The organism is Pseudomonas sp. B15(2017) (assembly GCF_002113215.1).
Lineage (GTDB): Bacteria > Pseudomonadota > Gammaproteobacteria > Pseudomonadales > Pseudomonadaceae > Aquipseudomonas.
Window position 1 is genome coordinate 91242 of the sequence record NZ_NEJZ01000003.1, and the last position, 23578, is coordinate 114819.

Consider the following 23578-nt stretch of genomic DNA (forward strand, 5'->3'; position numbering starts at 1 on the left):
GGGAACGCCGCAATGGACGCTCGGCGTCCCGGGCTGCGTACAATGCGCAAAATTTCACCCGAGAGGATCCATGGCCCTCCCCAGCCGTCGCTCACTTTTCCCCTTCCTGACCTGGCTGCCCCGACAGACCCGCGCCAGCGTCGGGCGGGACCTGGTCGTCGGCCTCTCCGGAGCGATTCTCGCGCTGCCCCAGTCGATTGCCTACGCCCTGATCGCCGGTCTCCCACCGGAATACGGGCTCTACGCCGCCATCGTTCCGGTATTGATCGCTTGTCTGTGGGGCTCGTCATGGCACCTGATCTGCGGGCCGACGGCAGCCATTTCGATTGTGCTGTTTGCCAGCGTCAGCCCACTGGCCGTGCCCGCGTCACAGGACTACATCACCCTGATCCTGCTGCTGACTTTCCTTGCCGGGATTTTCCAGTGGCTGCTCGGCCTGTTGCGCTTCGGTGCGCTGGTGAATTTCGTCTCGCACTCTGTGGTGCTGGGTTTCACCCTCGGCGCGGCGGTGGTGATTGCCATCGGTCAATTGCCGAACCTGCTGGGGCTGGATCTGCCGGCCAGGGCCACGGCGCTGGACAGCCTGATGGATCTGCTGCGCCATCTGGGGGCTGTGGATAAACCGTCGCTGCTCCTCGGTGTCGCCACGGTGGTGGTCGGTGCGTTGCTCAAACAATGGCTACCGCGCTGGCCGACGTTGTTGATGACCCTGGTGCTCGGCAGTCTGGTGGTGTGGCTGTGGCCGGCGATGTTCGGCCATGTTCAATTGGTCAGCGCGTTTGCCGGGCGCCTGCCGCCGTTCAGTGGATTGCCGCTGGATATGGATCTGATCCTGCGCCTGCTGCCCAGTGCCGTGGCGGTGGGCATGCTCGGGCTGGTCACCAGCCTGTCGATTGCCCGTTCGATATCCGCGCGCTCGCAACAGTTGCTCGATGCCAATCAGGAAGTCCGCGCGCAGGGCCTTTCGAACATTATCGGTGCGTTTTTTTCCGGCTCGTTGTCCGCCGGCTCGTTCACCCGTTCCGGGCTGAGCTATGAGGCCGGGGCCTGTTCGCCATTGGCCGGAGTGTTTTCGGCGTTGTGGGTGGCGTTGTTCGCGATTTTCGGTGCCGGGCTGATCGCGCACATTCCGATCCCGGCCATGGCCGGCAGCATTCTGCTGATCGCCTGGGGACTGGTGGATCATCGTGGCATTCGTGCGTTGTTGCGGGTCAGTCGAGCCGAGTTCGTGGTGATGAGCCTGACCTGCATCGCCACGTTGCTGCTGGAACTGCAGACGGCGATCTATGCCGGTGTGCTGGCCTCGCTGTTTTTCTACCTCAAGCGCACCTCACAACCCCGGGTGCAGCATTGGCGCGATGGCGAAGACGATGTGCTGCGGGTCGGCGGTTCGATCTTTTTCGGCGCCAGCCACTACCTGCAAGTGCGCTTGCAACGAATGCACGGCGCACGGGTGGTGATCGAGGCGCAGCAGATCAACTTCATCGACTATTCAGGCGTGGAAATGCTCCATCAGGAAGCCCGGCGCCTGCTGCGCCAGGATCGCAGCCTGACCTTGCGTCAGGCGCGCCCCCAGGTGGTGGAGGAATTACGCAAGCTCGAAGGGCCGGAGAAGTGCCCGATCCGCTTCGAGGACTGAGGGCGCCTTACAGCGCCAACTGCCGACGCAATTGCGCCAGAACCGGCGCCGTGTCGGGACGCACGCCACGCCACAGGAAAAAGGCTTCGGCAGCCTGTTCGGCCAGCATGCCCAACCCGTCCATCACCACGCCCGCGCCATGCTCGCTGGCCCAACGGCAGAACGCGGTCGGTTCCTTGCCGTACATCATGTCGTAGCACAGCGTTTTGCCGGGTTCGATCAGGCTTGGGGCAATTGGCGGCACATCGCCGGTGAGGCTGGCGGAGGTGGCGTTGATGATCACGTCCACTGGTTCACGCAACCAGTCGTAACCACTGGCCGACACCGGCCCCAGATCACAAAACAGTTCAGCCAGCAGCTCGGCCTTGTCCACTGTGCGGTTGGCGATGATCACCGAGGCCGGTTTTTCTGCCAGCAACGGCTCCAGCGCACCGCGCACCGCGCCACCGGCGCCGAGCAGCAGAATGCGTTTGCCGGTAAGGCTGAACCCGGCGTTGACCGTCAAATCCCGCACCAGCCCGGCGCCGTCGGTGTTATCGCCGAGCAGGCTGCCATCGGCCAGTTTGCTCAAAGTGTTCACCGCACCCGCGCGTTCGGCGCGGGCGGTCAGGCTGTTGGCCAGGCGATAGGCATCTTCCTTGAACGGCACGGTCACGTTGGCGCCGCGACCTTCCTGGAAAAACGCCGTGGCGCAGCCGGAAAAATCGTCGAGCGGCGCCAGCAGCGTGCTGTAGTCGAGGCTCTGCCCGGTCTGTTCGGCGAACAGTTTGTGAATCATCGGCGACTTGCTGTGGCCGATCGGGTTACCGAAAACGACATAACGATCCATCAGAAGTCCTCAGGCCTGAGCCAGCCAGTCGCGGTCTTGCAGGAAGTACTCGGTCAGGCGCGCTTCTTCGCTGCCCGGCTCGGCTTTCCAGTCGTAGGCCCAGCGCACTTGCGGCGGCAGCGACATCAGGATCGATTCGGTGCGCCCGCCCGATTGCAGGCCGAACAGGGTGCCACGGTCGTAAACCAGGTTGAACTCGACGTAGCGGCCGCGACGGAATTCCTGGAACTCGCGCTGCTTGGCGGTGAAGGCGTCGTTCTTGCGGCGCTGCACGATCGGCAGGTAAGCGTCGATGTACGCATCGCCGATGGCGCGCATGAAGGCGAAACTGGTGTCGAAGTCCCACTCGTTCAGGTCGTCGAAGAACAGGCCGCCGATGCCACGCGGCTCGTGGCGATGCTTGATGTGGAAATAGGTGTCGCACCAGGCCTTGTAGCGCGGGTAGACGTCCGGACCGAACGGCGCGCAGGCCTGTTCGGCGACGCGGTGCCAGTGAATGCAGTCTTCTTCGTTGCCGTAGTAAGGGGTCAGGTCGAAGCCACCGCCGAACCACCAGACCGGTTCTTCACCTTCCTTCTCGGCGATGAAAAAGCGCACGTTGGCGTGGGACGTCGGCACATGCGGGTTGTGCGGGTGGATCACCAGCGACACGCCGAGGGCTTCAAAACCACGCCCGGCCAGTTCCGGACGATGGGCGCTGGCAGACGGTGGCAGGCCACTGCCGAATACGTGGGAAAAGTTGACGCCGCCCTTTTCGATCACCGTACCGTTCTCGATCACTCGGGTTCGACCGCCACCGCCGGCCGGACGGGTCCAGGCGTCTTCGACGAAGCGCGTGCCGCCGTCTTCAGTTTCCAGCGCGGCGCAGATGCGGTCTTGCAGGTCGAGCAGATAGGCCTTTACGGCGTCGGTGCGGGTCGTCATGGCTTCACCTTGGATCGGGCGGAACTGCGCGGCCCCCCGCGCAAATGGGCGCGTAGCATACCATCGCAAACCGGCACGCCGCAGTTGACGAAGATCAAGCATGAGCGTTCGATAGGGGCCTTCCCGAATCACCCAAGGAGTAGGCAGATGGCCAAGCGAATCCAGTTCCGCGCCCACGGCGGCCCCGAAGTGCTCGAGTACGTTGACTATCAACCCGCCGAACCCGGTCCGCAGCAGGTTCGCGTGAGCAACAAGGCCGTCGGCCTGAACTTCATCGACACCTACTACCGCAGCGGTCTGTACACGCCACCGGCCTTGCCGTCGGGCGTAGGTGCGGAAGGCGCCGGCATCGTCGAGGCGGTGGGCAGCGAGGTCACCCGGTTCAAGGTCGGTGATCGTGTGGCTTATGGCAGCGGCCCGCTGGGCGCGTACAGCGATGTCCACGTCCTGCCGGAAGCGAATCTGGTGCACCTGCCGGACGCCATCAGCTTCGAAACCGCCGCTGGCGTGATGCTCAAGGGCCTGACCGTGCAATACCTGCTGCGCCAGACCTATGAACTCAAGGGTGGCGAAACCATTTTGTTCCACGCAGCGGCCGGCGGCGTCGGCTTGCTCGCCTGCCAATGGGCCAAGGCCCTGGGCGTGAAGCTGATCGGCACCGTCAGCTCGCAAGCCAAAGCCGATCTGGCCAAGGCCCATGGCGCCTGGGAAACCATCGACTACAGCCACGAAAACGTTGCCCAACGGGTGCTGGAATTGACCGACGGGAAAAAAGTCCCGGTCGTCTACGACGGCGTCGGCAAGGACACCTGGCTGGCCTCGCTGGACAGCGTGGCGCCCCGTGGCCTGTTGGTGAGCTTCGGCAATGCGTCGGGCGCGGTGGACGGCGTGAATCTGGGGATTCTGGCGGCGAAAGGCTCGTTGTACGTCACCCGGCCGACCCTCGCGACCTACGCCAACAACGCCGAGAACCTGCAGCGCATGGCCGACGAGCTGTTCGGGATGATCGCCAGCGGCAAGCTGAAAGTGGATATCAGCCAGCGTTATCCGCTGGCTGACGCGGCGAAAGCGCAAACCGAGCTGTCCGCGCGGCGCACCACGGGCTCCACTGTCCTGCTGCCCTGACCGCCGATGGCCTCTGCATATCGTCATGACAGTGCCGGGGTCTGTTCCAGCGTCATAAAAAACGGCGTCTTGCCAGCCAGGGTGGTTTCGAATTCCTGACGGGCAAGACGCTTCACCTCCAGCCCCAACACCCCGGGCAGCCTGAGCAATCCGCTGGCCTGCCCTTCGATCTGCAACGCACCTTCAATGACGCTTCGGGTGTCGGCTGTCAGTGTGTCCTCAGCGAGGACCAGACGCATGCGTGCGCCCTCGGGCTGTCGTTCAATCTGTACTTGGACATCGGTGGCCTGCAACTGCGGTAAAAGTTGCCGGAGTACGTGCAATACCTGTGACTGAGTGACGAGCGCGCCACCCAGTTTGATCGAAGTCTCGACCCGCCCCTCCAGCGCCAGCACCGGCAGGGAGCTGCCACAGGCACACGTCGTCCCTGTGCGCAGGATTCGCCCACGATCCCCGATCCGGTAGCGCAACAGCGGCACGTGATCGGACAGCAGTGGCGTCAGCAGAAACTCACCGGTTTGCTCTTCAGCCATAGCGTTCAGGGTCAGAGGATCAACCACTTCGAGCAGCATGGCGTCGGCATGCAGATGATAAAAGCCATGCTCCAGATGGGCACACTGAAAACCGATGGGGCCGGTCTCCGTCGAGCTGTAGCCCAACGAGCGAATATTGAGCATCGGCCAGTCCCGGGCCAACTGGTCGCGCAGCGTTTTACTGCAGGGTTCTCCGATGTAATAAAGCCACTTCAGGGTGCCCAACCGGGCTGCGTCATGATTGAACAACGCGGCGGCGAAGGAGGGAGTGCATATCAACGCATCGGCCTTGTGTGCCTCAATCAGCTCGGCGATGCGTTCCACGCCCATTTGTGAACCGGCAGGCAACAAGCGTGCGCCAATGTGCTGGACGATGGCTGACGCGTATTGGAACGCTCCCTGCATTTCCCCGGCAGTCAGGCAATTGATGACCACCTCAGGGCGTTCGTCCATCGCACCGAACATCCGTGCCCCCAAGTGCACGATTGCAGCGTTGAACGCCCAGGAATGGGTGATCTGTTTGCGACTGCCGGTACTGCCTCCCGAGGTCAGGGTCAGTCCACCGCCCGGTGCTCGATGAGAAGCATCACCGAGCGCGGAAAACAGGGCCCCGCCGAACTCGTCTTCCACCGCCAGAACCGGCAACCGATGCTGATCGGCCAATCCCTGCACTTCCAGGATTCGCGGATACAACGCAAGGAACCAAGGCAGCGAACGCGCGTGAGCCAATTTGCGAGCGAAGGCCTCGGCCGATATATCCGTTATCGATTCATTGCTCATTGCCGCGCCTTCCCTGACGAATACCCAGCTCATCGAATCCGCTACGGACGGCGTTCGCCAGACATTCCAGCTGGCGCTGACTGTGGCTCGCGCTGATGGCCAGACGCAAAATTGCCTCGCCCTTCGCCACCACCGGAAACAGCGCGGTAGTGACCGCCATGCCCTGCCGACGCAAATGCTGCGCCAGGCTGATCGCATCTCTCTCGGCCCCGACGCGGACGAATCGAATGGGGGACGCGACGTGATGATTACCCAGCACTGGCCCCAGCAAACGGTCGATCGTGGCGATATTTTTCCACAGCGCCACCTGCAATTGCCCCAACTCCGGCGACAAATGAATTTTCCCCGAGGCAATTGCCGCGCCTACTCCGCCAACAGACAGTGGCCCGCCAAACGTATAGGTCGACGCATGGCGCCGAATTATTTCGGCATCGGCTTCGGTGCGCACAGTGATTGCCCCGCCGGTTGCACCGAACGCCTTGGACAGCGATGACAGGAGTATCAACCGGCCACGATATCGGTCACCCGCCGCATCCAGCGCGTAACCACCTCCGGCGAAACCATGGATCGAGGTACCGTGGGCGTCATCCGCATAGAGATAACCGTCGAAACGCTCCGCCAGTTGCAGCAGGCGACTGACCGGGTATACACCGCGCATCGAGCCGATGCTGTCCGTCAGAATGATGGGCGTATTACCCGCTGCGACGGCCGTTGAACACGCTTCCTCCACCTGTTCTATATCGCTGCAGTCACGGCGCTGGATCGGCCCGAACTGCCAGAGAATGCCTTGCAGCACTTGCATCGAAGCGTGAGCGGCACGGTCAACAATCCAGCAAGGGCCTCGACGCATGGGATACGAGGGCATCTCGCCGGAGCCGAGCAGCGGCAAACAGCCAAGATGCGCACTGCCCACCGAGTTGAAGGTGACTGTATGTCCCTGAAATATCCGGTTCAGCAGTTCATCCAGTTCACGCATGGGCGGCAACAGCGCTCGGGTTCGTGCGGCGGCGAACTGCACGCCGAAGGACTCCGAGGCGCTCACCGCTCCTTGAATCAAGCGAGGGTCACACTCCAGTCCCAGATAAGAGCAGGAAAGAAACTCGGTCAGCCGTTCGCCACTCTCGAGTTCGATCTCTTTGCCTTCACGTTTGGCCAATTTCAGACCATTGAGTCCGGCATCGAACAATTGCTGCTGATCGTCACGCGCTTGCCGGACACGGTTTTTGACCCAATTGACGGTCGGTTGAAAAGTGTTCATCGGGATACCTGCAAAGAGGGAGTACGGCGATAGACCTGGACTCGCCAGAGCTGGGTTTTTTCTCGCGCAATGTCTGCCTGGTACTGCTGGGTGATATCGCAGAAACCTGCGCAATCGGGTCGCACCACATGCAAATGCCCCCGCATGACCACCTGTGCGTTTTCCGACAGGGACGGTGCCAGGCGCTGTAAAACGTTCTTGCCGGCCGCTGCGGACATGAAGGAAGGCACGTCCGACAGCGATACGAAATCGATGGCTGTTTCCCCGGCGGCACAGTCGAGGATGTCGGCCTGCACCACGCGTAACTCGCACTGCTGAAGTCCCTCGCGGGCCCGCTGGAAAATTGCCGGATCGCACTCCAGCGGAAAGCCTTGTGGATAACGCAGCTCACCGAAAAACAGCATTTGCAGGAAAAAGCTCTCGCGGATCACCTGAGTGGTGAACAACGTATGAAAAATTTCCAGATACGCCGCGCGGGAACTGATCCCCAGGTTGTTGGGTGGAAACGCGCCCTTGTACAGCAGCGAATTGAGCACTGCTGCGTTCCCCAGCAAAGCGACCACGGCTTTCCAGCGCTTGAGTGGAAAGCGGTTTCGGTAATATTCCGTCTGTTCGTCAAGCCGGCTTGAATGAAAAATGCCTCGGCCAGCCTTGCCGGTAAACAGTCCGGTGATCCTCGCCAACCGCTTCAAGGTTTGCTCGAATGCACCCATGTAAATCGGCGCTTCCCAGTGCCGGGACTGGAACAGCGCGAACAACCAGCGACGATCCGCCGGCGGTAAAACCAGTTGCTGGAAAATGGATTGGCGTTGCGACCTCAGGCTTTCCATTCGATAGCCCATGAACGCCATGAACGACTCGTGATCGGTCTGTTCCAGCAGGGCAAAACGCAACCGGCTGAACGCCAGTTGCGGCGCACTGATATCGGTACAGGTCATGCGTGACGGAGCGGCGGCCAGCAACGGCAACATCCGGCCGCCGCATCCGGCAATACCCAGCACGTGCCCGGCATGTCTGGGCAGGATCGCGTACTCGAGTGCAGTGTCTTCATCCCCCAGCGTGTAGTTGAGCCGGTCGAAATAATCAGCCATGTCTGCCTCCAGCCGTCTGATTGGAACAAGGGCGGCCAGACTTCATTGGTTGTCCACGGCGTGAAGAAAGTCATAGCGAGGCGCCAGCCCGTTTTGCCAGGCCTCGAACTGCTCATAAACCGCCTCGAGCATGTTGCCGGTCAGACGCAGGCTGGTTTCCATGACAGTGCTGATCGCATCCCAGTCTTCCTGTCGCTTGCAGGTGCGTTGCAGCATGAGTTTGATTTCATTGAAGTGCTCGACATCAATGTCGGAATGCGCAATGAAGAACGTCAGCTGAGCGGGCTTCAGTTCCAAAACTTCACTCAGGCTGTTAATCAACGGAGTAATGAACTGGTAAGCGTTCTCTGCCCAATAACTATAACCAAGCCGTTGTAGCGGATTACCGGTAAAGGAAATCCAGTATAAGTAGGCGATCAATACATCCGTAGCTGGAAGTGCAGGCGGAATATCGAACACCTCATTCTTCAAACCAAGACTCATGACATCATGCAGCGCCATTTTTTCATGGCCGACTTCTTGTGCCGCATGTTCAAAGCAAAACTTGGCATACACCGGATTATCCGCATGTCGGACTCCGACCAATCCCTGATTTCGTGCATTGTGTGCCGTGTAGTGAAAAGTCTGGATCATGTAGATCGCGTACAAGGCTTTTGAAACACTGCCTTCACGTATGGCTTTTATCAGTCGCGAACTTTCCAGAATATCGGCCCATGTCTTTTCGATTCGCTCATCGAGCAGGCTTAATTGTTGTTCAAAACTGAGAGGCGAGTTCATCAACCGGGTTCTCCAATGGGTTGGCGAGCAGGTGGGCAGACTGTTGAAGTGCTGTGAGGATTTGCGGCCATTGAGCCGAGAGCAGCCAGTAATCGCCGCGCTGGCGCTGTTCGATGCGCAGGGCGTCGGTGGTAATGGGCGTCAGGCCGAAACGCTGGAACAATCGCCGTTGCGGTGATCGGCAGAGCGCGGTGACCCCTTCATAACCCCGCTTGATCGCCCATTCCGTGGCAGCCGCCAGCAGGCCGTTGATCGACACGGGGAACTGCGTTTGCGAGTGGCTGATCAAGCGGCTGAACTCGACATGGCGCGACAGCGTCGTGGCAGGGGATAGTTGCTGCTGCGTCAGTGAAGCCCATTCGAACGGCCCGGGGGTCACGCGCAATACCGCCGTGGGCCTGTCGTGCTGATACAACAAAAAGTGGGTACTGCGCGAGATAATCGCCAGACGTGTTTCAAGTAATCTGGCTTTGGGTGTCAGCATGTAGTGTTGCAATCGCAACCTGAAATGACGGGAAACAAACCGTTCAAACTCTCGTGTATCCGATCCTGCTTCAAGAATAACGATGCGATAATTTTCATGACGCCTTTTAAAGGTCGTCTGAATCTCCTGAAAATAATCCGTTAATTGCGAATCCCTGATATCCATTTCTTCTCCGCAGCCGTTAACTTTTCGAAGTTTTCTGAGCGCATTGAAATAATGAATGGTTTTAGAAAAATCGCCACTGTGTGGCTTCTGAGAATAACGTCGGAAAAATTACAACAATTGAATACTTACGGATTCATCTGACGTAGAAGGGAAAAAATCGAACAAAAAACCGGACTATAACTACAGCTACATGAGGGAAAAATCGCGGGCAAGCGTAGTACCCCTCGCCATGAAAGCCGAGGAGTACTCACGAAATTAATCAGGGGTGATATCAGCCCGGGCGCACGATATTGCCAGTGGCCAGATCCCGAATCAGGCTCGGGTTCTTGCGACCGCCCAGCGCTCCGCCGAGCACCAGATCGACCTGACCACGGAAATACTGCTCGACCCGCAAGCGACTTTTCGCTGCCGGCCGCCCCTGCGGATTCGCCGACGTCGAAATCAACGGCCCCACCAGCGAGCACAGATCCCGCACCTGCGGATGATCGCTGACTCGCAATGCCACGGTGTCATGCACTCCGGTCACCCATTCCGGCAGCAGGTTCTGGTGCGGCACCAGCCAGGTGTTCGGGCCCGGCCAGGTGCTGGCCATGCGATCGATCCAGTCCTGGGGGAAATCCTCGAACAGAAAATCGAACTGACGAATGTTGTCGGCGACCAGGATCAAGCCCTTGTCCACCGAACGGTTCTTGATCGCCAACAGACGATCCACCGCTTCTTCATTCCAAGGATCGCACCCCAGCCCCCAGACGGCTTCGGTTGGATAGGCAATCACCGCCCCGGCGCGAATCTCTCGTGCGGCTTGTTGCACCCGCCAACTGTTGACCATGAAAAACTCTCCGCAAACAGGTTTCGCGCAGTTTACCGATCTTCAATGTAAAACCTAGCTTATGCGCGCAAACCAGCGGCCGTTTTCGCACACGGCGCTACCATCCATCTCCAGTTCGGTCAGCGCCGCCAGCACTTTCGGAAGCGCCCAGCCAATGCTGTCAGCCAGGCCCTCGCTGGTGTGCGGCGCGGCGTGCAACAGACGCAGCAACGGGTTCTGCGGATTCGCTGCGGCGGTGGATACCGGCAGATGTTGCCAGCCGCGCAAGGCTTCGAGAATGTGCTCGATGGTTTCCACCAGCACCGCCCCGTCACGGATCAGTTGATGACAGCCCCGGGCGCCGGGATGGTGGATCGAACCCGGAATGGCGTACACCTCGCGCCCCTGTTCCGCGGCCAGCCGCGCGGTGATTAAAGAGCCGCTGGCGACACTGGCCTCGACCACCAGCACGCCGAGGGACAAACCGCTGATGATCCGGTTGCGTCTGGGGAAGTTGCCCGGCGTTGGCCCGACGTCCAGAGGAAATTCCGAAAGCACTGCACTGCCGGATGCAATCATCGCGTCCGCCAACCGACGGTTGCGCTGTGGATAAAAGTTTTCCAGACCCGTACCGAGCACACCGACCGTTTGCCCGCCGACGTCGACGGCGGCTTGATGCGCGGCCGCATCAATGCCCAGCGCCAAGCCACTGGTGATGACAAAACCGGCGCCGGCCAGGCTGCGGGAAAATGCAGCGGCAGTGTCCATGCCCGGACGGGAAGCGCGGCGACTGCCGACCATCGCCAGTTGCGGTTTTTCCAGAATCCGGGGGTCGCCAGCGACGAACAGCAAGGGTGGCGGGTCGGGAATCTGCGCCAGCAAGGCTGGGTAATCCGGGTGATCCCACATCAGCAAATGTTGATCCGGACGCTCTAGCCAGCGCAATGCATGACTGGCACCGTCGCGAACGTCAGGGCAGCGTCGGGCCTCGGCGCAAGCCATCGGCAAACCCAACGAGCGCCAGGCGCTGGCGGGCGCACTGATCGCCTTCGAGGCCGAGCCGAAAGCTTCGAGCAATTTGGTAAAACGCTTGGGACCGATTTCCGGCAAGCGGTGCAGGCGCAGGCGCGCTTCCAGTTCCGCCGGGGAAACCGGCGACGAGTCAGGCATCATCATGGATCATCCTTGATCGTTATAAGGCCCGAACCTTTCGGAACAAGCTGTGGATAACTCTGTTGGTAACTTGTGAAGCCAGCTAAGGATTTCGCACCTTGTCCAGCACCGCCAGCGAGCGCGATGCGTTCAGCACGAGGCCGTAACTGAGTTTGTCGTAGGTGCGGAACACCATCAGCAATCCGGCGCGTTCATCGGGGATTTTCAGCGGCTGGCCGGTGATGCGGTCACGTACGGTTTCCCCGGTTTTCATCACCACCAGGACGTTGCCCTCCGCCAGGCCGTCGCGTTTGCCTTTGTTCAGGGTCACCACGTCCATCGCGCCGATCTGCGTGACGCCGCGCGGCACATCGATGATCAGGCCGTTGATGTCGGCGGCGGGCGCGCTGGGCATGAAGGTCGAGTTGATCGAACGCTCTTCGCCGCTGAACAAACGGTCGCCGAGGCGTACTTCCTGGGTCGTGCGTTGCAGAGCGAGGGTGGCGACATCGCCTTCGGTGGCAACGATTTCACCGCCGCCGATGTCGTCGGCGTTGATCCCCAGAAACTCCTTGCTCTGCGGATCGGTATAGACCTTGCCCTGGCGGAAGATGCCGTAGACCGACTGGCTCGGGTCGAAATGGCCACGGGCGAAGATCCGGTCGCCAGTGCCGCTGAGCACCCGTTCGGCATCGCCGGCGACGATGTACGGCGCCTTGTCGAAGTCCTCGACCTTGTCGACGATGCGGTTGCTCAGCAGAAAGCTGTTGATCGATTTGAGCGGAATGCTCGGAATCGCCTCTGCGACCGGACTGGTGCGGATGCGCGGCGACAACTTGATGGTGCCGCGCGACTCGCCGCGATTGACGGTCAGACGCGGCTGGCCGTTGACGTAGCTGAGCGTCAGCGTGTCGCCGGGATAGATCAGATTGGGGTTTTCGATCTGCGGATTGGCCTGCCACAGTTGCGGCCACTGCCAGGGTTCGCGCAAATATTTACCGGAGATGTCCCAGAGCGTATCCCCCGAAACCACCGTGTATTGCTGTGGAAAACCTTCCTTGAGTTGCACTTGCCCGTGCGCGGCGCCGGCCGAGGCCAGAAACAGCAGGGCGAGTAGTGATTTCCTCATGCGGTGAATCCCTTTATTATGTGCGTTCGCGTGAAACGCCAGAGCCCCCGTGGCTCGCTCCCTGCTCTATGCTGAAAAGCAAGGAGCTACGTTTCACAACGGTAGCCTGCATCTTCGGACCCGCCAGGCCATCGCCCGACTTTACCTCACACGTGCAGCAATCAAGCTTATGGCCATTTTGAACATCCTCGAATTTCCGGACCCGCGTCTGCGCACTATCGCCAAACCTGTGGCTGTAGTGGACGACGAAGTGCGTCAGCTGGTCGATGACATGTTTGAAACAATGTATGAAGCGCCGGGCATCGGCCTTGCCGCGACCCAGGTCAACGTGCACAAACGTATCGTCGTGATGGACCTCTCCGAAGACCGCACCGAACCCCGGGTGTTCATCAACCCCGAGTTCGAATCGCTGACCGACGAAATGGAGCAATACCAGGAAGGCTGCCTCTCGGTGCCGGGTTTCTACGAAAACGTCGACCGCCCGCAGAAGGTCAGGATCAAGGCTCTGGACCGTGACGGCAAGCCTTACGAACTGATCGCCGAAGGTCTGCTCGCGGTGTGCATCCAGCACGAATGCGACCACCTCAACGGCAAGTTGTTCGTCGATTACCTGTCCACGCTCAAACGCGACCGGATCAAGAAGAAACTGGAAAAGCAGCACCGCCAGAACGCTTGATGCCCCTCTCCAAAGGCTTGCTGCGGCAAGCCTTTTTCTTTTTATGAGACTCCCCCATGACTGAGCCACTGCGCATCGTTTTTGCCGGCACCCCGGAATTCGCCGCCGAACACCTCAAGGCCCTGCTGGACAGCCCTTACGAGATCGTTGCGGTCTACACCCAACCGGATCGCCCGGCCGGTCGTGGGCAAAAACTGATGCCGAGCCCGGTCAAACAGCTCGCCCTGGAAAACAATATCCAGGTGTTGCAGCCGCCGACCCTGCGCAACGCCGACGCTCAGGCCGAGCTCGCGGCGCTGAAACCGGATTTGATGGTGGTGGTCGCCTACGGCCTGATCCTGCCGCAAGCGGTGCTGGATATTCCGCGTCTGGGTTGCATCAACAGTCACGCCTCGCTGCTGCCGCGCTGGCGCGGTGCGGCGCCGATCCAGCGTGCCGTCGAAGCAGGCGACGCTGAAAGCGGCGTGACCGTGATGCGCATGGAAGCCGGCCTCGATACCGGTCCGATGCTGCTCAAGGTCGTCACCCCGATCAGCGCCGAAGACACTGGCGGCAGCCTCCACGATCGCCTCGCCGAAATGGGCCCGCCCGCCGTGGTGCAGGCGATTGCCGGTCTGGCCGCTGGCACCCTGGAAGGCGAAGTGCAGAACGACGACCTCGCCACCTACGCGCACAAACTGAACAAGGACGAAGCGCGCATCGACTGGAGCCGTCCGGCCGTCGAGCTGGAACGTCTGGTCCGCGCCTTCAATCCATGGCCGATCACCCACAGCACGCTCAACGGCGAAGCACTTAAAGTGCTGGCGGCGACACTGGCCGAAGGCAAAGGCGCACCGGGCACCATCCTCGGCGCCAGCAAGGACGGTCTGCTCGTCGCCTGTGGCGAACAGGCACTGTGCCTGACCCGCCTGCAATTGCCCGGCGGCAAGGCGCTGAACTTCAGCGATCTGTTCAACAGCCGTCGTGAGAAATTCGCCACCGGCACCGTGCTGGGCGCAACGGTGGACGCGCCATGAACCCGCGTCTGGCCGCCGCCAAGGCACTCGCCGCCGTCCTGAGCGGCAAGGCTTCGCTCAACAGTTCTCTGCCGACGCAGCTGGACAAGGTCGAAGATCGCGATCGCGGTTTCACCCAGGACCTGGCGTTCGGCACCGCCCGCTGGCAGCCACGTTTGTCGGCGCTGGCGGAAAAACTGCTGCAGAAACCGTTCAAGACTGCGGACGCCGATGTCGAGGCGCTGCTGCTGGTCGGTCTCTATCAACTGCTTTACACCCGCGTCCCGCCGCACGCCGCCATCGGCGAAACCGTCGGTTGCGCCGACAAGCTGAAAAAGCCGTGGGCCAAAGGTCTGCTCAACGCCGTGCTGCGCAATGCCCAGCGCGAACATGAGGCGATCTTCGCCGAACTGGAACGCGATCCGGTGGTTCGCACCGCCCATCCGCGCTGGCTGCAAAAATCCCTCAAGGCCTTCTGGCCTGAACAATGGGAAGCCATTTGCGAGGCGAACAACGCGCATCCGCCGATGATCCTGCGGGTCAACCGCCGTCATCACAGCCGTGACACGTACCTCGGATTGCTGACTGAAGCAGGTATCGCCGCGCAGCCGTGCACCTTCAGCCGCGACGGCATCGTTCTCGACGCCGCCGCTGATGTACGCAGCCTGCCGGGCTTCGCCGAAGGCTGGATCAGCGTGCAGGACGAAGCCGCGCAACTGGCTGCCGATCTGCTCGACCTCGCGCCAGGCCAGCGAGTACTGGACGCCTGCTGCGCGCCGGGCGGCAAGACGTGCCACATCCTCGAAGCCGAACCGGCACTGACCGGCGTGGTGGCAGTGGACCTGGAAGCCAAACGGCTGGTGCGAGTGAAGGAAAACCTCGAGCGCCTCGGTCTGAACGCCGAACTGATCGCCGCCGACGGTCGCGACACGGCAGCGTGGTGGGACGGGAAACCGTTCCAGCGCATCCTGCTCGACGCGCCGTGCTCGGCCACCGGCGTGATCCGCCGCCATCCGGACATCAAGTTGACCCGTCAGGCCGACGACATCGCCGCCCTCGCACAACTGCAAGGCGAGTTGCTCGACGCGATGTGGAAAACCCTCGATGTGGGCGGCATCCTGCTCTACGCCACCTGCTCGACCTTGCCGACCGAGAACACCGAGGTGATCGGCGCTTTCCTTGAGCGTACGCCGGGCGCACGGGAGCTGGATCTGGCCACCGCCGCCGGGATCAAGCAGCCCCATGGTCGCCAATTGCTGGCCCAGCAGGGCGGGCATGACGGGTTCTACTACGCCAAGCTGATCAAGATCGCTGCCGCGCGCGGCTAAACGGATTCAATGGAGTGACTGGATGAAAATCATCATCCTCGGTGCGGGACAGGTCGGCGGTTCGCTGGCTGAACATCTGGCCAGCGAGGCCAACGACATCACGGTGGTCGACACAGACGGCGACCGTCTGCGCGATCTTGGCGATCGACTCGACATCCGTACCGTGCAGGGCCGTGGCTCGCTGCCGACCGTGTTGCGTCAGGCCGGTGCCGACGACGCCGACATGCTGGTGGCGGTGACCAACAGCGACGAAACCAACATGGTCGCGTGCCAGGTTGCCCACACCCTGTTCCATACACCGACCAAGATTGCCCGGGTGCGCGAAGCGTCGTACCTGACCCGCGAGGAGCAACTGTTCCAGAACGAGGCGATTCCGGTCGACGTGCTGATCAGTCCCGAGCAAGTGGTCACCAACTACATCAAGCGGTTGATCCAGCACCCCGGCGCCTTGCAGGTGATCGATTTCGCCGAAGGCCAGGCGCAACTGGTGGCGGTGCGCGCCTACTACGGCGGGCCGCTGGTGGGTCAGCAACTGCGCCAGTTGCGCGAGCACATGCCGAATGTGGAAACCCGAGTGGCCGCGATTTTCCGTCGTGACCGACCGATTCTTCCCCAGGGCGATACGGTGATCGAGGCGGACGACGAAGTCTTCTTCATCGCTGCCCGTGCGAACATTCGCGCGGTGATGAGCGAAATGCGCCGCCTAGACGAAAGCTACAAACGCATCGTGATTGCCGGCGGCGGGCAGATCGGCGAGCGGCTGGCCGAGGCCATCGAAAGTCGCTATCAGGTGAAGATCATCGAGATGAACCCGGCGCGCTGCCGCTACCTCTCCGACACCCTCGACAGCACCGTGGTACTGCAGGGCAGCGCGTCGGATCGCGACCTGCTGCTGGAAGAGAACATCGCCGACGCGGACATCTTCCTCGCGCTGACCAACGATGACGAAGCCAACATCATGTCGTCGCTGCTGGCCAAACGTCTGGGCGCGAAGAAGGTGATGACGATCATCAACAACCCGGCCTACGTCGACCTGATCCAGGGCGGTGACATCGACATCGCCATCAGCCCGCAACTGGCGACCATCGGCACCTTGCTGGCCCACGTGCGGCGCGGCGATATCGTCAGCGTGCACTCGTTGCGCCGGGGCGCGGCAGAGGCCATTGAAGCGGTAGCCCATGGCGATTCGAAGTCGAGCAAGGTCATCGGCAAGGCGATCGAAAACATCGCACTGCCTCCGGGCACGACTATCGGCGCGATCATCCGTGATGAGGAAGTGATCATCGCCCACGGCGATACGGTCATCGCCGCCGGTGACCATGTGATTCTGTTCCTTGTGGATAAAAAACATATTCGCGATGTGGAGAAACTGTTCCACGTGGGCCTGAGTTTCTTCTGACCACCAGGAGCCGAACCGATGATTGAATCGCTGGAGAAAATGCTCGCCAAGGGTGTGGATAACTCGCTGCTGCGCTTCGGCCTGGGCAAGGGTTATCTGGATCTGGGGGAGAACGCGAAGGCTGCCGAACATTTGCAGCGTTGCGTCGGCTTCGATCCGAAATACTCGGCGGCCTGGAAACTGTTGGGCAAGGCGCAGCTGGCGCAAGGTGATCACGCGGCAGCGCGGCAGGCATGGGAACAAGGGCTGGAGGCGGCCCGGGCCCATGGCGACAAGCAGGCCGAGAAAGAAATGACGGTGTTCCTGAAGAAGCTCGAACGGCAGAAGCCGTGACAGCTGTGGATAACCCGCCTGGTCAGGTTATCCACAATCTCCCATCGCCGATCAGTACCAGCGCGCCTCGCCCGGCGGACGCTTCTTGAAGCGTTTCATGCTCCACATGTACTGGCTCGGATAAGCCGCCACATAACGCTCGACCACCTTGCTCATCGCCGCGCAGGACGTTTCGGTGTCGGTGCTGTACATGGCTTGCGGCGCGGCTTCGAGGATCACCTTGTAGCCAGAACCGTCCGGCAGACGCAGGGCATGCAGGAACACCCCGACAGCCTTGCCACCGGCAAGCATGTTCGGCACGAACTTGCTGGTCAGGGCCTGGGTAGCGAAGAACGGCACGAAGATCCCGGCGGATTCGGCCGGCTCCGGGTCCGCAGGAATCCCCACCTGACCGCCCTTGCGCACTTCCTTGATGACGCTGAGGATGCCTTCCTTGGTCGACGCGGCGACCTTGTTGCCCAGTTGCACGCGCTGTTTGCGCAGCAATTCATCCACAGCCTTGAGCTTCGGCGGACGGTAGAAAATGATCGGTTTGCACTGGCTGCAATAGAAGTGGTTGAGCACTTCCCAGTTGCCCAGGTGGCTGGTAATGCCGACCACGCCTTTGCCCGACGCCAGCGCATCCTTGAGGATGTCGAGGCCTTCGACTTCGCGCACCAGGTCGATGGAGCGCTGGGCCGGCCAGATCCAGGCGCAGGCGCTTTCGGTCAGGGACTTGCCGATGTCTTTCAGGGTCTGGCCGACCAGACGCTCACGTTCGGCCGGATCCATCTGTGGAAAACATTTGGCCAGGTTGATCCGCACCACGTCCCGGGAGCGGTTGGGGGTTTTCCACATGATCCAGCCGATCGCCGAACCCACGGCCTGCACGGCCCGCCACGGCAGCAGGGCAAACAGCCGCAGAGCGCCAACCAGCATGGCGCCTTTAAACTTTTCCACAGGTCACTCCTGATCTTGTGCTGTGCGCGAGGCGGCCATTCTAACCGCCGTTGACGAGCTGCGCGTAGCGGTCGCAGTCCTGCGTGTGATCCATGACCATGCCCGAGGCCTGCATCAGCGCGTAGCAGATGGTCGGACCGACGAAGGTGAAACCGGCCTTTTTCAGGCCCTTGCTCATGGCCACGGCTTGCGGGGTAATGGCCGGGACTTCACTGCGATCCTTGAAATGATTGATGATCGGGCGGTTATCCACAAACGACCAGAGGAACGCCACCGGGTCTTCCAGCTCCAACCACGCCTGGGCATTGCGCCGGGCGGCATTGAGCTTGAGACGGTTGCGGATGATCCCCGGATCGAGCATCAAATCGTCGATTTCCGCATCGCTCATCTGCGCCACGCGTTGTACGTCGAAGCCGTACAACACCTCGCGATATCGCTCGCGCTTGCGCAGCACGGTGATCCACGAAAGCCCGGCCTGGAACCCTTCGAGCAAAAGCAACTCGAACAAACCCTGCGCATCGCGTAGCGGCGTACCCCACTCCTGATCGTGGTAAGCCATGTACAGCGGATCTTCGTTGCACCAAAAGCAGCGTGGCATAAGGCTCCAGGGGGTGGAGGTGCGACTGAATCGGGTATACTCCCGCTCTTTAAATCGCAGCCCAAGAAACAGGTGAATTTCGTGAGCCAGCCTACGCCAGCCGTGCGTACCTTCCAAGACTTGATCCTCGCGCTCCAGCAATACTGGGCCGAGCAAGGTTGTGTGGTACTTCAGCCCTACGATATGGAAGTAGGCGCCGGCACTTTCCACACCGCGACATTCCTGCGTGCCATCGGCCCGGAAACCTGGAACGCCGCCTACGTGCAGCCAAGCCGCCGTCCGACTGACGGCCGTTACGGCGAAAACCCGAACCGTCTGCAGCACTACTACCAGTTCCAGGTAGTCCTGAAGCCGAACCCGGACAACTTCCAGGAGCTGTACCTGGGCTCCCTCAAGCATGTCGGCCTGGACCCGCTGGTCCACGACATCCGCTTCGTCGAAGACAACTGGGAATCGCCGACCCTCGGCGCCTGGGGTCTGGGCTGGGAAGTCTGGCTCAATGGCATGGAAGTGACCCAGTTCACTTACTTCCAGCAGGCAGGCGGCATCGAGTGCTACCCGGTGACCGGCGAGATCACCTATGGTCTGGAGCGTCTGGCCATGTACCTGCAGGGCGTGGATTCGGTCTACGACCTGGTCTGGGCTGACGGTCCGTTCGGCAGAGTGACCTACGGCGACGTGTTCCACCAGAACGAAGTGGAGCAGTCCACCTACAACTTCGAACACGCCAACGTCGACAAGCTGTTCGAACTGTTCGATTTCTACGAAAGCGAAGCCAAGCGCCTGATCGAACTCGACCAGCCGCTGCCGTTGCCGAGCTATGAAATGGTCCTGAAGGCCTCGCACACCTTCAACCTGCTGGATGCGCGCCGGGCGATCTCGGTGACTGCGCGTCAGCAATACATTCTGCGCGTGCGCACCCTGGCGCGTTCCGTCGCCCAAGCCTACCTGCTGGCCCGCGCCAAGCTGGGCTTCCCGATGGCAACCCCGGACCTGCGTGACGAAGTACTGGCCAAGCTGGAGGCTGCACAATGAGTGCTCAAGATTTTCTGGTTGAACTGGGCACCGAAGAACTGCCACCCAAAGCCCTGAACACCCTGGCCGAAGCGTTTCTGGCCGGTATCGACAAGGGCCTGCAGGCCGCTGGCCTGAACTACGAGACCAAAACCGTCTACGCCGCCCCGCGTCGTCTGGCCGTGCTGATCACTGCGCTGGCGACCCAGCAGCCGGATCGCAGCATCAACCTCGACGGCCCGCCACGTCAGGCCGCATTCGACGCTGAAGGCAACCCGACTCAAGCGGCACTGGGTTTTGCCAAGAAGTGTGGGGTCGAGCTGAGCGAAATCGACCAGAGCGGTCCGAAATTGCGCTACAGCCAGAACATCGCCGGCAAACCAACCGCCAGCCTGCTGCCGACCATCGTCGAAGACTCGCTGAACGACCTGCCGATCCCGAAACGCATGCGCTGGGGTGCGCGCAAGGAAGAGTTCGTGCGTCCGACCCAGTGGCTGGTGATGCTGCTCGGCGACCAGGTCATCGACTGCACGATCCTCGCGCAGAAGGCTGGCCGTGAGTCCCGTGGCCACCGTTTCCACCACCCGCAAAGTGTGCGCATCGGTTCGCCGTCGAGCTACCTGGCCGACCTGCGTGCCGCTTACGTGCTGGCCGACGCCAACGAGCGTCGCGAAATCATCAGCAAACGCACCGAAGAACTGGCGACCCGCCAGGAAGGCACCGCGATCGTGCCGCCGGCGCTGCTCGACGAAGTGACCGCGCTGGTCGAGTGGCCGGTGCCGCTGGTGTGCTCGTTCGAGGAACGTTTCCTCGACGTGCCGCAGGAAGCGCTGATCACCACCATGCAGGACAACCAGAAGTACTTCTGCCTGCTGGATGCCGACGGCAAGTTGCTGCCACGTTTCATTACCGTGGCCAACATCGAATCCAAAGACCCGCAGCAGATCATCGCCGGTAACGAGAAAGTGGTTCGCCCACGCCTGACCGACGCCGAGTTCTTCTTCAAGCAAGACAAGAAGCAGAAGCTCGAAGCATTCAACGATCGCCTGCAGAACGTGGTGTTCCAGGAAAAACTTGGCAGCGTCTACGACAAGGCCGAGCGCGTGTCGAAACTGGCCGCGTACATCGCCGCACGCATCGGCGGCAACGCTTCGTGGGCTGCCCGCGCAGGTCTGCTGTCCAAGTGCGACCTGGCGACCGAAATGGTCGGCGAGTTCCCGGAGATGCAAGGTGTCGCCGGTTACTACTACGCCCTCAATGACGGCGAGCCGGAAGACGTCGCTCTGGCCCTGAACGAGCAGTACATGCCACGCGGTGCCGGCGCTGAGTTGCCAGCCACCCTGACCGGTGCAGCAGTGGCCATCGCCGACAAGCTCGACACTCTGGTCGGCATCTTCGGCATCGGCATGCTGCCGACCGGCAGCAAAGACCCGTATGCCCTGCGCCGTGCGGCACTGGGCGTGTTGCGGATCCTGATCGAAAAACAACTGGATCTAGATCTGAACGATGCCGTGGCGTTCGCTGTGAATTCCTTCGGCGCGAAGGTCAAGGCTGCCGGCCTGAACGACGCAGTGCTGGAATTCATCTTCGACCGTCTGCGTGCGCGTTACGAAGACGAAGGCGTGGATGTGGCCACCTACCTGTCGGTACGTGCCCTGAAGCCGGGTTCGGCGCTGGACTTCGACCAGCGTGTGCAGGCGGTCCAGGCCTTCCGCAAACTGCCGGAAGCGGCAGCGCTGGCGGCGGTGAACAAGCGTGTGTCGAACCTGCTGAGCAAGGTGGAAGGCTCGGTGCCGACCGAAGTCCAGGCCAAGTACTTCGACAATGCCAACGAGTTCTCGCTGTACTCGGCGATCCAGCAGGCGGACCAGGCTGTACAGCCAATGGCCGCGGCGCGTCAGTACAACGAATCGCTGGCACGCCTGGCCGCCCTGCGCGAGCCGGTGGACGCGTTCTTCGACGCGGTGATGGTCAATGCCGAAGACGCCAACGTGCGGGCCAACCGTTACGCGCTGCTGGCGCGTCTGCGTGGTCTGTTCCTGGGCGTTGCCGACATCTCGCTGCTGGGTTGAGGGATTGCTGTTGAAACTGCTGATTCTCGATCGGGACGGAGTGATCAATTACGACTCCGACGCTTACATCAAGTCGGTGGAGGAGTGGATTCCGCTGCCCGGCTCGATCGAAGCGATTGCGCAGTTGAGCAAGGCCGGCTGGACGGTGGCGGTCGCCACCAACCAGTCGGGCATTGCTCGCGGCTACTACGACCTCGCCACCCTCGATGCCATGCACGCGCGTCTGCGCGAACTGGTGGCGGAGCAGGGCGGTGAAGTCGGGCTGATCGTGTATTGCCCGCATGGCCCGGACGAAGGTTGCGATTGCCGCAAGCCGAAACCGGGGATGTTGAAAACCATCGCGCAGCATTACAACGTCGCGCTGACAAATGTCTGGTTTGTCGGCGACAGCCTTGGTGACCTGGAGGCCGCCAAAGCCGTCGATTCACAGCCCGTTTTGGTAAAGACCGGGAAAGGCGAAAAGACTCAGGCCAAGACCTTGCCGGTGGGCACCCTGATTTTTGACGATCTCGCGGCGATTGCCGCAGAACTTATCCACAACTAGAGTACTTCTGAAGTTCCTGACCAGGGATTGATCGGGAGTGCGCTTGAACAGTCGGGCATCGCCCGTAATGGTAAACGTCGCCATGTCGATACTGCAGGCCATCAGAATCTTCCTCTTTTACCTGCTGCTGGGCACCACTGCTCTGCTGTGGTGCAGCCTGAGCTTTTTTATCGCGCCCTTTCTGCCGTTCAAGGCGCGCTATCGTTTCATCAACGTGTACTGGTGCCGTTGCGCCTTGTGGTTAACCAAGGTGTTCCTCGACATCCGCTACGAAGTCAAAGGCGCAGAAAACGTGCCTGACCGGCCCTGCGTGATTCAATCGAACCACCAGAGCACCTGGGAGACGTTCTTTCTCTCCGCTTATTTCTCGCCCTTGAGCCAGGTGCTCAAGCGCGAATTGCTGTACGTGCCGTTCTTCGGCTGGGCGATGGCCATGCTGCGGCCGATCGCAATTGACCGGGAAAACCCGAAAGCCGCCCTCAAGCAGGTCGCGGCGAAGGGTGACGAGTTGCTCAAGGACAATGTCTGGGTGCTGATCTTCCCTGAAGGCACTCGCGTTCCCCACGGCACCATCGGCAAGTTCTCCCGCAGTGGCAGCGCATTGGCAGTGAATGCGGCGCTTCCGGTGCTGCCAATTGCGCACAATGCCGGCAAGTTCTGGCCGAAAATCGGTTGGGGCAAAAAGTCCGGCGTGATCACTGTGGTGATTGGTGAGCCGATGTACGCCGAGGGCAACGGCCCTCGCGCCATTGCCGATCTGAATGACCGGGTACAGGCGTGGAACGAGAAGACACAACGGGAAATGGGCTCGCTGCCTCCGGCCCCTGAAGCTCCGGCTGCGAACGATCAGATCGCTGTCTGAGATTTGTGGATAACCTGTGTACGGTTTGTTCGCAAAGTGCTTGATTACCAGATTAAGTGACTGATTTATTTATATATTTCTGAAGCTGATAAAACACCGTAAAAGGTGCATAAGTTTTTTTGGG

At 61.0% G+C, this 23578-nt stretch carries 23 protein-coding genes; 11 read left to right on the plus strand and 12 right to left on the minus strand.

The genetic code is table 11. From position 1 onward, the window contains the following. Nucleotides 1–70 precede the first annotated feature (70 nt). Nucleotides 71–1639 carry a SulP family inorganic anion transporter gene (locus CAF73_RS05930; RefSeq protein ID WP_085702233.1) on the plus strand — a complete coding sequence of 523 codons (1569 nt, stop codon included), beginning with the start codon at nucleotides 71–73 and terminating at the stop codon, nucleotides 1637–1639. A gap of 7 nt (nucleotides 1640–1646) precedes the next feature. Here CAF73_RS05930 and aroE read toward each other — a convergent pair whose 3' ends face one another. Next, on the minus strand, nucleotides 1647–2468 hold the full coding sequence (gene aroE / locus CAF73_RS05935; RefSeq protein ID WP_085696589.1) for a shikimate dehydrogenase: 822 nt from the start codon (nucleotides 2466–2468) through the stop codon (nucleotides 1647–1649). A gap of 9 nt (nucleotides 2469–2477) precedes the next feature. After that, complete coding sequence (hemF, locus tag CAF73_RS05940; protein ID WP_007954079.1) at nucleotides 2478–3392, minus strand: oxygen-dependent coproporphyrinogen oxidase; 915 nt, start codon at nucleotides 3390–3392, stop codon at nucleotides 2478–2480. 147 nt (nucleotides 3393–3539) lie between these two features. Between hemF and CAF73_RS05945 the strand changes: the two genes are divergently transcribed. Then, nucleotides 3540–4517 (plus strand): NADPH:quinone reductase, encoded by a 978-nt coding sequence (locus CAF73_RS05945; RefSeq protein WP_085702234.1) that lies wholly within the window; start codon nucleotides 3540–3542, stop codon nucleotides 4515–4517. 23 nt (nucleotides 4518–4540) lie between these two features. Here CAF73_RS05945 and CAF73_RS05950 read toward each other — a convergent pair whose 3' ends face one another. From CAF73_RS05950 to CAF73_RS05985, 8 genes are all read right to left on the minus strand, one after another. Next, nucleotides 4541–5830, minus strand: coding sequence for a phenylacetate--CoA ligase family protein (locus tag CAF73_RS05950; protein WP_085702235.1), 1290 nt, complete (start codon nucleotides 5828–5830; stop codon nucleotides 4541–4543). Continuing rightward, on the minus strand, nucleotides 5820–7088 hold the full coding sequence (locus CAF73_RS05955) for an aminotransferase class I/II-fold pyridoxal phosphate-dependent enzyme (protein ID WP_085702236.1): 1269 nt from the start codon (nucleotides 7086–7088) through the stop codon (nucleotides 5820–5822). Before CAF73_RS05955 ends, CAF73_RS05950 begins: the two co-directional genes overlap by 11 nt. After that, nucleotides 7085–8179 carry a DUF3419 family protein gene (locus CAF73_RS05960; protein WP_085702237.1) on the minus strand — a complete coding sequence of 365 codons (1095 nt, stop codon included), beginning with the start codon at nucleotides 8177–8179 and terminating at the stop codon, nucleotides 7085–7087. Before CAF73_RS05960 ends, CAF73_RS05955 begins: the two co-directional genes overlap by 4 nt. A 42-nt stretch (nucleotides 8180–8221) precedes the next feature. Continuing rightward, nucleotides 8222–8956 carry an iron-containing redox enzyme family protein gene (locus CAF73_RS05965; RefSeq protein ID WP_085696597.1) on the minus strand — a complete coding sequence of 245 codons (735 nt, stop codon included), beginning with the start codon at nucleotides 8954–8956 and terminating at the stop codon, nucleotides 8222–8224. Continuing rightward, on the minus strand, nucleotides 8934–9605 hold the full coding sequence (locus tag CAF73_RS05970; protein ID WP_085696599.1) for a hypothetical protein: 672 nt from the start codon (nucleotides 9603–9605) through the stop codon (nucleotides 8934–8936). Before CAF73_RS05970 ends, CAF73_RS05965 begins: the two co-directional genes overlap by 23 nt. Nucleotides 9606–9876: 271 nt before the next feature. Next, nucleotides 9877–10434 carry an L-threonylcarbamoyladenylate synthase gene (locus CAF73_RS05975; RefSeq protein WP_085696600.1) on the minus strand — a complete coding sequence of 186 codons (558 nt, stop codon included), beginning with the start codon at nucleotides 10432–10434 and terminating at the stop codon, nucleotides 9877–9879. A 54-nt stretch (nucleotides 10435–10488) separates the two neighbouring features. Next, nucleotides 10489–11589: a DNA-processing protein DprA gene (gene dprA, locus CAF73_RS05980; protein WP_085702238.1), complete on the minus strand. Its 1101-nt coding sequence runs from the start codon at nucleotides 11587–11589 to the stop codon at nucleotides 10489–10491. A gap of 79 nt (nucleotides 11590–11668) precedes the next feature. Continuing rightward, nucleotides 11669–12694, minus strand: a complete 1026-nt coding sequence (locus tag CAF73_RS05985) for a LysM peptidoglycan-binding domain-containing protein (protein ID WP_085696603.1) — start codon at nucleotides 12692–12694, stop codon at nucleotides 11669–11671. A gap of 169 nt (nucleotides 12695–12863) precedes the next feature. On the opposite strand from CAF73_RS05985, the gene def reads away from it, so the two are divergent. From def to CAF73_RS06010, 5 genes are read left to right on the plus strand one after another with little or no spacing between them, the layout of a single operon-like run. Next, nucleotides 12864–13370 carry a peptide deformylase gene (def, locus tag CAF73_RS05990; protein WP_085696605.1) on the plus strand — a complete coding sequence of 169 codons (507 nt, stop codon included), beginning with the start codon at nucleotides 12864–12866 and terminating at the stop codon, nucleotides 13368–13370. A gap of 56 nt (nucleotides 13371–13426) precedes the next feature. Next, nucleotides 13427–14386, plus strand: a complete 960-nt coding sequence (fmt, locus tag CAF73_RS05995) for a methionyl-tRNA formyltransferase (protein WP_085702239.1) — start codon at nucleotides 13427–13429, stop codon at nucleotides 14384–14386. Continuing rightward, nucleotides 14383–15693, plus strand: coding sequence for a 16S rRNA (cytosine(967)-C(5))-methyltransferase RsmB (gene rsmB, locus CAF73_RS06000; RefSeq protein WP_085702240.1), 1311 nt, complete (start codon nucleotides 14383–14385; stop codon nucleotides 15691–15693). The genes fmt and rsmB overlap by 4 nt, the downstream gene beginning before the upstream one ends. A 22-nt stretch (nucleotides 15694–15715) precedes the next feature. Further along, a complete protein-coding gene (gene trkA, locus CAF73_RS06005) occupies nucleotides 15716–17092 on the plus strand; it encodes a Trk system potassium transporter TrkA (protein ID WP_085696610.1) in 1377 nt (458 codons plus the stop codon). Nucleotides 17093–17110: 18 nt separating this feature from the next. Next, nucleotides 17111–17425 carry a tetratricopeptide repeat protein gene (locus CAF73_RS06010; RefSeq protein WP_085696612.1) on the plus strand — a complete coding sequence of 105 codons (315 nt, stop codon included), beginning with the start codon at nucleotides 17111–17113 and terminating at the stop codon, nucleotides 17423–17425. A 51-nt stretch (nucleotides 17426–17476) separates the two neighbouring features. Here CAF73_RS06010 and CAF73_RS06015 read toward each other — a convergent pair whose 3' ends face one another. Both CAF73_RS06015 and tag read right to left on the minus strand, forming a co-directional pair. Continuing rightward, nucleotides 17477–18364 carry a lysophospholipid acyltransferase gene (locus CAF73_RS06015; protein ID WP_085702241.1) on the minus strand — a complete coding sequence of 296 codons (888 nt, stop codon included), beginning with the start codon at nucleotides 18362–18364 and terminating at the stop codon, nucleotides 17477–17479. Between the two features lie 40 nt (nucleotides 18365–18404). Beyond that, nucleotides 18405–18962, minus strand: a complete 558-nt coding sequence (tag, locus tag CAF73_RS06020) for a DNA-3-methyladenine glycosylase I (RefSeq protein WP_085696615.1) — start codon at nucleotides 18960–18962, stop codon at nucleotides 18405–18407. An 81-nt stretch (nucleotides 18963–19043) separates the two neighbouring features. Here tag and glyQ point away from each other — a divergent pair, with 81 nt between their 5' ends. From glyQ to CAF73_RS06040, 4 genes are all read left to right on the plus strand, one after another. Beyond that, a complete protein-coding gene (glyQ, locus tag CAF73_RS06025; protein ID WP_085696941.1) occupies nucleotides 19044–19997 on the plus strand; it encodes a glycine--tRNA ligase subunit alpha in 954 nt (317 codons plus the stop codon). Further along, nucleotides 19994–22048, plus strand: a complete 2055-nt coding sequence (gene glyS, locus CAF73_RS06030; RefSeq protein ID WP_085696617.1) for a glycine--tRNA ligase subunit beta — start codon at nucleotides 19994–19996, stop codon at nucleotides 22046–22048. Before glyQ ends, glyS begins: the two co-directional genes overlap by 4 nt. Nucleotides 22049–22052: 4 nt before the next feature. Next, complete coding sequence (gene gmhB / locus CAF73_RS06035; RefSeq protein WP_164872121.1) at nucleotides 22053–22592, plus strand: D-glycero-beta-D-manno-heptose 1,7-bisphosphate 7-phosphatase; 540 nt, start codon at nucleotides 22053–22055, stop codon at nucleotides 22590–22592. An 82-nt stretch (nucleotides 22593–22674) separates the two neighbouring features. Continuing rightward, nucleotides 22675–23454: a 1-acyl-sn-glycerol-3-phosphate acyltransferase gene (locus tag CAF73_RS06040; RefSeq protein ID WP_085696942.1), complete on the plus strand. Its 780-nt coding sequence runs from the start codon at nucleotides 22675–22677 to the stop codon at nucleotides 23452–23454. Nucleotides 23455–23578: the final 124 nt, after the last annotated feature.

What these genes read in the sequence shown, in the direction of transcription:
- CAF73_RS05930 (WP_085702233.1), top strand. Translation starts at nt 71, where the DNA reads ATGGCCCTCCCCAGCCGTCGCTCACTTTTCCCCTTCCTGACCTGGCTG.
- aroE (WP_085696589.1), bottom strand. Translation starts at nt 2,468, where the DNA reads ATGGATCGTTATGTCGTTTTCGGTAACCCGATCGGCCACAGCAAGTCG.
- hemF (WP_007954079.1), bottom strand. Translation starts at nt 3,392, where the DNA reads ATGACGACCCGCACCGACGCCGTAAAGGCCTATCTGCTCGACCTGCAA.
- CAF73_RS05945 (WP_085702234.1), top strand. Translation starts at nt 3,540, where the DNA reads ATGGCCAAGCGAATCCAGTTCCGCGCCCACGGCGGCCCCGAAGTGCTC.
- CAF73_RS05950 (WP_085702235.1), bottom strand. Translation starts at nt 5,830, where the DNA reads ATGAGCAATGAATCGATAACGGATATATCGGCCGAGGCCTTCGCTCGC.
- CAF73_RS05955 (WP_085702236.1), bottom strand. Translation starts at nt 7,088, where the DNA reads ATGAACACTTTTCAACCGACCGTCAATTGGGTCAAAAACCGTGTCCGG.
- CAF73_RS05960 (WP_085702237.1), bottom strand. Translation starts at nt 8,179, where the DNA reads ATGGCTGATTATTTCGACCGGCTCAACTACACGCTGGGGGATGAAGAC.
- CAF73_RS05965 (WP_085696597.1), bottom strand. Translation starts at nt 8,956, where the DNA reads ATGAACTCGCCTCTCAGTTTTGAACAACAATTAAGCCTGCTCGATGAG.
- CAF73_RS05970 (WP_085696599.1), bottom strand. Translation starts at nt 9,605, where the DNA reads ATGGATATCAGGGATTCGCAATTAACGGATTATTTTCAGGAGATTCAG.
- CAF73_RS05975 (WP_085696600.1), bottom strand. Translation starts at nt 10,434, where the DNA reads ATGGTCAACAGTTGGCGGGTGCAACAAGCCGCACGAGAGATTCGCGCC.
- dprA (WP_085702238.1), bottom strand. Translation starts at nt 11,589, where the DNA reads ATGATGATGCCTGACTCGTCGCCGGTTTCCCCGGCGGAACTGGAAGCG.
- CAF73_RS05985 (WP_085696603.1), bottom strand. Translation starts at nt 12,694, where the DNA reads ATGAGGAAATCACTACTCGCCCTGCTGTTTCTGGCCTCGGCCGGCGCC.
- def (WP_085696605.1), top strand. Translation starts at nt 12,864, where the DNA reads ATGGCCATTTTGAACATCCTCGAATTTCCGGACCCGCGTCTGCGCACT.
- fmt (WP_085702239.1), top strand. Translation starts at nt 13,427, where the DNA reads ATGACTGAGCCACTGCGCATCGTTTTTGCCGGCACCCCGGAATTCGCC.
- rsmB (WP_085702240.1), top strand. Translation starts at nt 14,383, where the DNA reads ATGAACCCGCGTCTGGCCGCCGCCAAGGCACTCGCCGCCGTCCTGAGC.
- trkA (WP_085696610.1), top strand. Translation starts at nt 15,716, where the DNA reads ATGAAAATCATCATCCTCGGTGCGGGACAGGTCGGCGGTTCGCTGGCT.
- CAF73_RS06010 (WP_085696612.1), top strand. Translation starts at nt 17,111, where the DNA reads ATGATTGAATCGCTGGAGAAAATGCTCGCCAAGGGTGTGGATAACTCG.
- tag (WP_085696615.1), bottom strand. Translation starts at nt 18,962, where the DNA reads ATGCCACGCTGCTTTTGGTGCAACGAAGATCCGCTGTACATGGCTTAC.
- glyS (WP_085696617.1), top strand. Translation starts at nt 19,994, where the DNA reads ATGAGTGCTCAAGATTTTCTGGTTGAACTGGGCACCGAAGAACTGCCA.
- CAF73_RS06040 (WP_085696942.1), top strand. Translation starts at nt 22,675, where the DNA reads ATGTCGATACTGCAGGCCATCAGAATCTTCCTCTTTTACCTGCTGCTG.